At 61.1% G+C, this 8822-nt stretch carries 6 protein-coding genes and 1 pseudogene; 4 read left to right on the top strand and 3 right to left on the bottom strand.

Features of this window, described 5'->3' with window-relative positions; genetic code table 11:
• From VJR68_RS17745 to VJR68_RS17735, 3 genes and pseudogenes are all read left to right on the top strand, one after another.
• Nucleotides 1-1011 (top strand): annotated as a pseudogene (locus VJR68_RS17745) (hypothetical protein); the annotation flags it as partial.
• A gap of 264 nt (nucleotides 1012-1275) precedes the next feature.
• Nucleotides 1276-2409: a CHASE2 domain-containing protein gene (locus VJR68_RS17740; protein ID WP_324149878.1), complete on the top strand. Its 1134-nt coding sequence runs from the start codon at nucleotides 1276-1278 to the stop codon at nucleotides 2407-2409.
• 168 nt (nucleotides 2410-2577) lie between these two features.
• A complete protein-coding gene (locus VJR68_RS17735) occupies nucleotides 2578-3177 on the top strand; it encodes a DUF4142 domain-containing protein (RefSeq protein WP_324149877.1) in 600 nt (199 codons plus the stop codon).
• A gap of 178 nt (nucleotides 3178-3355) precedes the next feature.
• Here the strand turns inward: VJR68_RS17735 and VJR68_RS17730 are convergent, their stop codons facing one another.
• From VJR68_RS17730 to VJR68_RS17720, 3 genes are read right to left on the bottom strand one after another with little or no spacing between them, the layout of a single operon-like run.
• Nucleotides 3356-4762 (bottom strand): sensor histidine kinase, encoded by a 1407-nt coding sequence (locus VJR68_RS17730; RefSeq protein WP_324149876.1) that lies wholly within the window; start codon nucleotides 4760-4762, stop codon nucleotides 3356-3358.
• Nucleotides 4763-4783: 21 nt separating this feature from the next.
• A complete protein-coding gene (locus tag VJR68_RS17725; RefSeq protein WP_324149875.1) occupies nucleotides 4784-5470 on the bottom strand; it encodes a response regulator transcription factor in 687 nt (228 codons plus the stop codon).
• Between the two features lie 9 nt (nucleotides 5471-5479).
• Complete coding sequence (locus VJR68_RS17720) at nucleotides 5480-6301, bottom strand: MipA/OmpV family protein (RefSeq protein ID WP_324149874.1); 822 nt, start codon at nucleotides 6299-6301, stop codon at nucleotides 5480-5482.
• Nucleotides 6302-6714: 413 nt separating this feature from the next.
• On the opposite strand from VJR68_RS17720, the gene VJR68_RS17715 reads away from it, so the two are divergent.
• On the top strand, nucleotides 6715-8822 hold a 2108-nt coding region (locus tag VJR68_RS17715), incomplete at its 3' end, for an isoamylase (protein WP_324149873.1).

The raw sequence follows: 8822 nt of genomic DNA, 5'->3' as shown, positions 1-8822 counted from the left end.
ACCGAGGTGCTGACCGGCCGCGTGGACGTGGGTGGCGATCACGCGCACGTGCTGGTGCCGAAGGAACACGGCGTGGCCGTGAGCGATGGCAGCAAACCCGCCCAGGCGCAGTTGCTGTTGCCCGCGCCCACCTTGCACTGCCCCACGCAATCGGTGAACAAGCTGCCGTTCGTGCTGGCTTGGGCACCGCTCGATGGCGCCACGCACTACCGCGTGCAGCTGGCGCCGAACGACAAGTTCGAAACGCTGCTGCTCGACCACGTCACCCGTTCCGCACAACTTAGCCTGCCGGACGTGCCGGATGGCGATTACGCCATACGCGTGCGTGGCATCGATGCGCAAAAACTCGAAGGCGACGATGGCGTGTGCACGCTGCACATGAACGCCCATCCGCAGCCGCCGCTGGTGATCGACCCGCTGCCCGGCAGCAAGATGCGCGATACTCGTCCGCGCTTCCATTGGACGGAAAGCCTGGAAGCCGCTTCGTATGTGTGGCAGTTGGCTGGCGACGAATCCTTCGCCCAACCGCTGGCCAGCGAGGCGCAACTCACTGGCGACAACGCGCGCGCACCCAATGCGTTGCCGTACGGCCACTACTACTGGCGCATTGCCACCCGCAACAAAACCGGCAAGCTTGGTCCGTTCACCGATCCGATGCCGTTCGACCTGGTGCCGCAACCGCCCGCGCCGGAAGTGGGCAAGCCCACATCGTCGAAGAACGCGGTAAGCCTCGGCTGGCCCGCCGGGACGCCGGGGCAGAAGTACCACATCCAGCTCGACCGCCATCCCGACTTTGCGCATCCGCAGATCGACCAGACGCTGGACCAGCCGCTGCTGCAGACCAGGAAGCCGGGCTCCGGCACCTGGTACGTACGCGTGCAGACGATCGATACCGATGGTTATGCTGGGCCGTGGGGTGCGGTGCAGAAGATTCGCTTGAGTGGTTGCCTGGCGTGCCGGATCGGTGCCGTTGCCGCGGGCGGCGGGGTGGTGCTGTGGTTGTTGTTATGAGGGTGACATAAGCCCTCAAGCTTAAATCGAAGCGCTCGTCATTCCGGCGAAAGCCGGAATCCAGTACAAGCACGCTGTGCGAAGCACTCAACCTTCTTAATGGGCTGTGTCCTCCGAACGCATATTTGAACTGGATTCCGGCTTTCGCCGGAATGACGGCGAGGCAAAATGACGTAATCCGCCAGGTTCAGACTGACGCATGCCATTCCCGGTCGCCGCAGCAAGAGCAATCCTTAACCCCAAAGGGAAGAGGGAAAACCGCTGATGCCCACCGCCTTCACCTGGCTCGTCCGCGGCATGCTCTGGATGGCCGGCGTCGGCCTGCTGATGCTGTTGATCGTCAGCGGTGTCACCGTCCCGCTCGACAACGCGCTCTACGACCTCAACGCACGCCACTGGCATTACACGCCGGACGACCGCGTGGTGATCGTCGCCATCGATCCCAAGAGCCTGGATGAAATCGGCCGCTTTCCCTGGCCGCGTTCCGTCTACGCGCAACTGATCGATCGCCTTAGCGCAGACAGCGTGCGCGGCATTGGCATGGACGTCACCATGTCCACGCCGTCCAACGATCCGAGCAACGACGAACAGATTGCCGCCGCCATCCGCCGCAACGGCAAGGTGGTGCTGCCGGTGTTCGCCGAAGCCGTCTCGCTGGGCGGCCAGCTGCAGGAAGCGTTGCCGGTCAGCAGCATCGCGCAGAGCGTGGCCGCACTGGGACACGTGGATGCCGCCAAAGACAGCGATGAAAGGGTGCGCGGCGCGTATCTGAAAGCCGGGCTCGGCAGCCCCTACTGGCCTTCGCTGGCGTTGGCGGTGCTGCAAGTCGGCCACGCCGCCCCGAGCGGCAACCTGCCCGGCTTGCATGATCCGGTGCACAACGATGCGTCGCCTTACCTGTGGATGCGCGACGACTACGTCTTGCTGCGCTACGCCGGCGCGCGCGGCGCCTTCGGTTACTTGTCGTACGTCGATGTGCTCAACAACCGCGTGCCTGTGAGCCTGCTGAAAGATCGCTGGGTGTTGATCGGCGCCACCGCCGAGGGCCTCGGCGACATTCTGCAGACGCCCGAGTCGCCCATGCCGGGCGTGGAATACCAGGCGAACGTGCTGGAGTCGCTGGAGCGCGGCATGCTGGTGACGCCGCTCAGCTTTCTGCAGCAGTTTGCATTCGCCGCCGCGATGCTGGCGGTACCGTTGCTGCTGTACGGCTTGCCCGGCATCGGCCGGAACTGGCCTTTGTTGCTGATCAGCATGGCGCTCGTGCTGGTGGCAAGCATCACCGTATTGCGTACTTGCTACGCGTGGTGGCCGCCGGTGAGTTGCCTGGTGGTGATTGCCGCCGAGTTCATTGCCTGGCAGTTGTTAATGCGCCATCGCCGTCCGGTGCACGCGTAAAGCAGCTTGCTGAAGAAAACGACGCTCGTTAGTGCGGCCCACTATTTGTCTGACGAATTCTAAACACCTTTTGAACTTCCCACAGTTCACATTGGCAACCGTAGGGGCAAAACTCGGTCACACAGGCGATTTGTTATGCGCGTTGCACGTTTCTCCAGGCTCGTTCCCATGTCGCTGGTGTTGGTATGGATGACGCTGGCAGCCGGACTCGCGCAAGCCGCCGACCCCGTCCAACCATTGAACGCCGACGAGCAGGCCTTCCTTACCCGCGCCAAGGATGACAACGCCAACCAGATCGCCATGGCGAAACTGGCGCTGACCAAATCCACCAATCCGCGCGTGATCGATCTGGCCAACACGATCATCCAGGAACGCACCGCCCTCACCGCGCAACTGGCGCAACTGTTACCGGGCGCCAACGATCACGCCCGCCAGGCGACCGCCGACAGCCCGATGATGGATCGCATGCAGACGCTTAACGGCGATGCGTTCGACAAAACCTTCGCCAGCGCAGCAGTACGCAACCATTGCCGCATGATCTCCGCCTACGAGGCGATGAAGGTCACCTCCATCAACCCTGCCTTGAAAGATTTCGCCCATCAGGCCATTCCCGCCCTGCGCGGTAACTTGACCGTTGCCATGGCCGTGCTGCGCTCGTCCGGTTGGACGGTACCGCATCGCCAGGAAGCGGTGGCTTCGGCCGATACGCACGGTGGATCGAAGGCGGTGTTCTGGGAGCCGATCTCGCTGGTCGCCGCACCCTGGTAATACGCTGACTGCCTCCATCAAACCGCCGCCGCGATGGAAACATCGCGGCAGTTTTGTTTTATACCGTGGCCCGCGTTTGTAGGCTCGGTTGAAATCCCGGCATCGCCATGCGGATAAATGCTGGAATTTCATCCCAGCCTACGAGGGCCCGGCGGCGCGAACGTTGTCTTCCAGCGCGTCAGAAATGGATGGTGAAAAGCGTCCCCGGCTGCGTGCGCTCCGCAACCAGCCGCCAGCCATGCGCAAGCACGATCTCCTTGCAAATGGCCAAACCCAGCCCGGACCCTTCCGCCTTGTTGTTCGGCGCGCGCCAGAAGCGGCTGAAGATAAAAGGCAGATGCGCGTCATCGATGCCCGGCCCTTCGTCGCTGACCGAGATCGACGATGCATTGACCATGATCACCACGCTGGAACCTTTGGGCGCAAAACCCAGCGCATTCTCCAGCAGGTTCTTGAGCAGGATGAACAAGCCGCCCTCATCCGCCGTGACCTGTTTGCCGGGCGCGAGCAGGCTGGTTTCTATCGTTACGCCACGCGCTGCAGCGCGGCGCGCGAGTTGAGCGGTGACATCCTGCACCACGTGCTCCAGATCGACCTGCGAAAACTCGTAGTTCTGCAGCACGCTGGCTTCCATCAGATGCAACAACTGGCGAACCTGCCGCGACATCGCATCGACATCGTGCAGGATCTGATGCCTGTCGCCCGAAGCGGGCTGCATTTCGATCTGACCGCGGATCAGGGTCAACGGCGTCTGCAATTCATGCGCGGCGGCAGCAAGAAAGGTTTGCTGCGCGAGATAGCCTTCTTCGAGCCTGGCCAGCGCATCGTTGAACGAGGCCACCAGCGGGCGCATTTCGCTGGGAATGCGTTGCAGCGAGAGTCGCGTCGTCAGGTTCTGCGGCGTTATGCCGGCGGCGGCTTGCGACGCTTCGCGAATCGGCTTCACCAGGCGCCGCAGCGTGATAAGCATGGTGACGCCGAAGATCAGTGCAGCCACCAGAAAACTGATCCCGATGACTTTGGGCACCGTTCCCAACCGGAGTCGAATAAGCGTCGTATCGAATACCTCGCTGGTAACCACTTGCAGAAAGTAGGGTTTGCGCGTGCCAGGAATGGGCACGGTTTCCACATAAAAGATCTGGCCGGCGCTTTCGAAGCGCGAGCGCTGCGTCGTCATCCAGCCGCCCTCGTGTGGCACGGAGACGATCATCGGCATCGATGACAACACTGCGTCACCGTATTCGTCTACGACTTGATATCCCGTTTGCTGCGCAAACGCCGCACGAAACTCTTCGAGTTTTGGCGAGGTAGGCACCGAGACCGGCCGCCCTTCGGTATCCAATTGCACCGACTTGGCCATTCGGTGCACTGCCTCCCCGATGAGCTCGCTTGCAAAGACCTCGGCCGGATAGTGAGCAAACACGTACTCGATTCCCGACAACACCACGGCGAGACTCAGCGCCAAGGCCAACAGGCACGTCACCAGCAGCCGCGAGGAAAGGCTCTCGAACAAAAAACCCCGGCGGCTCGCAGGTGGTACCGGTTCGCGTTCGTATCCCGGTAAGGCATCGACTGACGTGTTCATGCGTTATGGCCAGCTGGTGGATCAAGAATCCGCAGAAGTCTTCTGCAATTGGTAACCAATGCCGCGCACATTCACGATCTTGATGCCGGCATCAATGGCGAACAATTTCTTGCGCAGGCGATGAAGCGCAACATCCAGGGCATTCGGCGTGACCTCGTCATGCAGGCCCCACGCCGCATGTTCCAACTGCGCATGCCGAACGACATTTCCGCCCGCCGACACCATGCGCAAGATGATCTGCAACTCCGACGGCGACAGCGACACCCATTCATCCCGACAACCCATGCAGGCGTTCTTCGGATCGATCGTGAGCCCTGCAAATTCCGGCATGAGCGGCGCCATGACCGTGGGACGGCGCATCAGCGAACGCACGCGCGCCACCAGTTCTTCCATGGAAAATGGCTTGGTCAGATAGTCGTCGGCGCCGCTCTCCAGCCCTTCGACGCGATCGTGAATCGCATCTCTCGCGGTCAACATCAAGCAGGGAAGGGTCGCACCACTCGCGCGCAACCGGCGCAACAACTTGATGCCGTCACCATCCGGTAAACCGCGATCCAATATCAACAGCGCGAATTCGAATCGCGCCAGCGCATACAGCGCGGCGGCGGCATCGGGAAAGACATCCGTTTCAATACCGCTACGCGCGAGCGTCGCCTTGATCATCTCGGCAAGACGTTGGTGATCCTCCACTAGCGCTACGCGGTGCATGCCATCCCGTCACTTGAATCGATAGACATAACCCACCATGACACCGGGCGCGGTCTTTTTACCCACCAGCGGACTATCGGTAATGCCGGTACCGAACCGCGTGACACCGATATCGCCGCGAATGGACTGGCGCGCATCCAGGCGCCACGTGGCGCTGACGCCGGCCGTCGCGTTGACCGTCGACTTGCCATCGTAAACAGGACGCGTGGAGGTGGCTTCGCCGGGCCGCACGCCGTAATAGTAATCGACGTATTTGCGATTCATATATTCGAACCCGACATGCGGTGCGATGCGCCAGCGCCCAAAGTCAAAGCCCCGCTCGAATGACACGCTACCTTGCTGGCCGCGGCTGCTGAAGAGGTAATCGGTCGAAATACTGAATTGCCCATGGTGCCATCCCACATGCGGGCCATACCAAAGCGCACCGTTGCGGTCGGCCATGCCATGGAAGATGGTGGCGTCGGAGTGGCTATAGCCATCGAACAGCGAAAACTTGGTGCGCAAGGAAAAGGTAAAGCCGTCGCCTTGCCATGCCTTGAGATCAAGCGCCGTACCGATAAAGCTGACCCAGCGGCTGTCGTAGAACGCATACGGCACCGGCGAAACCCGCGTGCCGAAACCTTTGTATGGCAAACCGTGCGCGGCGATGCCGATACCCAATCCCCAGTAGGAAGCACCGTCCTGTCCGTCAAAACCGGTTGCGGTGCTCGGGAGCGCCTGGGTGTTGCTGGGCGGAGCTCCTTCGGCCGTGTTCTGGGCATGCACGCCCGAGAGACAAGGCAGTGCACCGAGCAAGGCAAGGTATGGCATGCGCTTACGCAGGAATCGCATATCGTGGTGATCCGGATCGAGGGTGGGGATGGCACTCTCGAGTCCCGTCACTTACCACGTACTTACCGGTTCTATTCCGGCGTAGGTTGGGGTGCGAACCCCAACATCGCCATCCACGTCGGCGCCATCATGTTGGGGTTCGCACCCCAACCTACGGGGACATGCGCGTATGCAAGGCGTGAAATCGCAAAAACTATTCGCCATGAATACGTATGCATAGTCTGGTTGTTGCACCGCGATGCTTCCTACCATCCAGCGCAACAGCTTTTCGCATAGCCAAGCAACGCGTTAATCACCTGCGCAATCGATGGGGAGATCGATTCGGCGTACGGCAAGCTGCGGCCACGCAGATCGATACCTGCGTGCACTTGAAGGGAATACGCAACGAAACCTGTTAACCAGGAGGCACCCGTATGAAGTGTCCGAAGATGCTTGCCGTCTTGCTGGCCTGCGCCAGTCTTGCGGCGATTCCCGCCATGCCCGCGCATGCAGCCATCAACAGCATGAGCCTTGGCGCAAGTTACAATGCGCAACAAACGCAGATCACCTTCCGCGTCTATTCCTCGCAAGCCACGCGCATCGTGCTGTATCTCTACAGCGCCGGCTACGGCGTGCAGGAATCGGCCACGTATGCGCTCACCAACGAAGGCGGCGGCGTGTGGCAAGTGGTGGTGCCGGTATCGTCGATACAAGGCGCCGGCATTACCGGTGCCGTGTACTACGGCTATCGCGCCTGGGGCCCCAACTGGCCCTACAACTCGAGCTGGACGAAAGGCTCGTCGGCCGGTTTCATCTCCGACGTCGACAGCAGCGGCAATCGCTTCAATCCCAACAAGCTGCTGCTCGATCCGTATGCGAAGGAGATCAGCCAGGATCCGCTCAACCCGAACAATCAGAACGCCGACATCTTCGCCACCGGCGGCACGGTCGACGCCGCCTTCGGCGAAGCGTATCGCCTGATCGATAGTGGCACGTACGCACCCAAGGGCATCGTGCTGGTGCCGAGTACGCAAAGCACCGGCACCAAACCGACGCGCGCTCAGAAAGACGACGTGATCTACGAAGTGAACGTGCGCGGCTTCACCAAGCAGGATCCCAGCATTGCCACGCAATACCAGGGCACCTATTACGGCGCGGGATTGAAGGCCAGTTACCTCGCCAGCCTGGGCGTTACCGCTGTGGAATTCCTGCCGCTGCAGGAAACGCAGAACGATGCCAACGACGTGGTGCCCAATTCGGATGCCAACCAGAATTACTGGGGCTACATGACCGAAGATTTCTTCGCGCCCGATCGCCGTTACGCATACAACAAATCGGCAGGCGGCCCCACCGCGGAATTCCAGGCGATGGTGCAGGCCTTCCACAACGCCGGCATCAAGGTGTACATGGACGTGGTCTACAACCACACCGCCGAAGGCGGCAGCTGGAGCAGCACCGATCCCACCACGGCAACCGAGTATTCCTGGCGCGGACTGGACAACACCACCTATTACGAACTGACTTCCGGCAACCAATACTTCTATGACAACACCGGTATCGGCGCCAACTACAACACCTATAACACCGTTGCGCAGAACCTGATCATCGATTCACTCGCCTATTGGAGCAACACGATGGGCGTGGATGGTTTCCGCTTCGATGAAGGCCCCATCCTTGGCAACGCCTGCCTCAATGGCGCGGCGCAGTCCGGCGCGCCGAACTGCCCTAACGGCGGCTTCTACTTCGATGCGGCAGATCCCAACGTTGCCATCAACCGCATCCTGAAAGAATTCACCGTACGCCCTGCAGCAGGCGGCAGCGGATTGGATCTTTACGCCGAACCGTGGGCGGCCAGCGGCAGCAATGAATACCAGCTCGGTGGATTTCCGAAAGGCTGGTCCGAGTGGAACGGCCTGTTCCGCGACAGCGTACGACAGGCTCAGAACGAACTCGGCAACATGACCATCTACATCACGCAGGATGCGAATGATTTTTCGGGTTCGTCCAACCTGTTCCAGGCCAGCGGCCGCGCACCGTGGAACTCCACCAACTTCATCGACATCCACGATGGCATGACGCTGAAGGACGTCTATTCCTGCAACGGCGCCAACAATAGCCAGGCTTGGCCCTACGGCCCGTCCGACGGCGGCATCGCCAACAACTACAGCTGGGACCAAGGCATGTCCGCCGGCACCGGCACCGCCGTCGACCAGCGCCGTGCCGCACGCACCGGACTCGCCTTCGTGATGCTCTCGGCCGGCACGCCGATGATGCAAGGCGGCGACGAGCACCTGCGCAGCCTGCAATGCAACAACAACGCCTACAACCTCGACTCCACCGCCAACTGGCTCAGCTACAGCTGGACGACGGATCAATCGAACTTCTACAACTTCGCGCAACGTCTTATCGCGTTCCGCAAAGCGCATCCAGCGTTGCGTCCGGTGACCTGGTACACCTCCAGCCAGGTCGTCTGGTACGAACCCAGCGGCGCTGTCGCCGACAGCAGCTATTGGAACAACACGAGCAACTACGCGATTGCGTA

The organism is Dyella sp., from assembly GCF_035277725.1.
Taxonomy (GTDB): Bacteria; Pseudomonadota; Gammaproteobacteria; order Xanthomonadales; family Rhodanobacteraceae; genus Dyella_B.
This window is presented reverse-complemented; position numbering and strand designations above follow the sequence as displayed.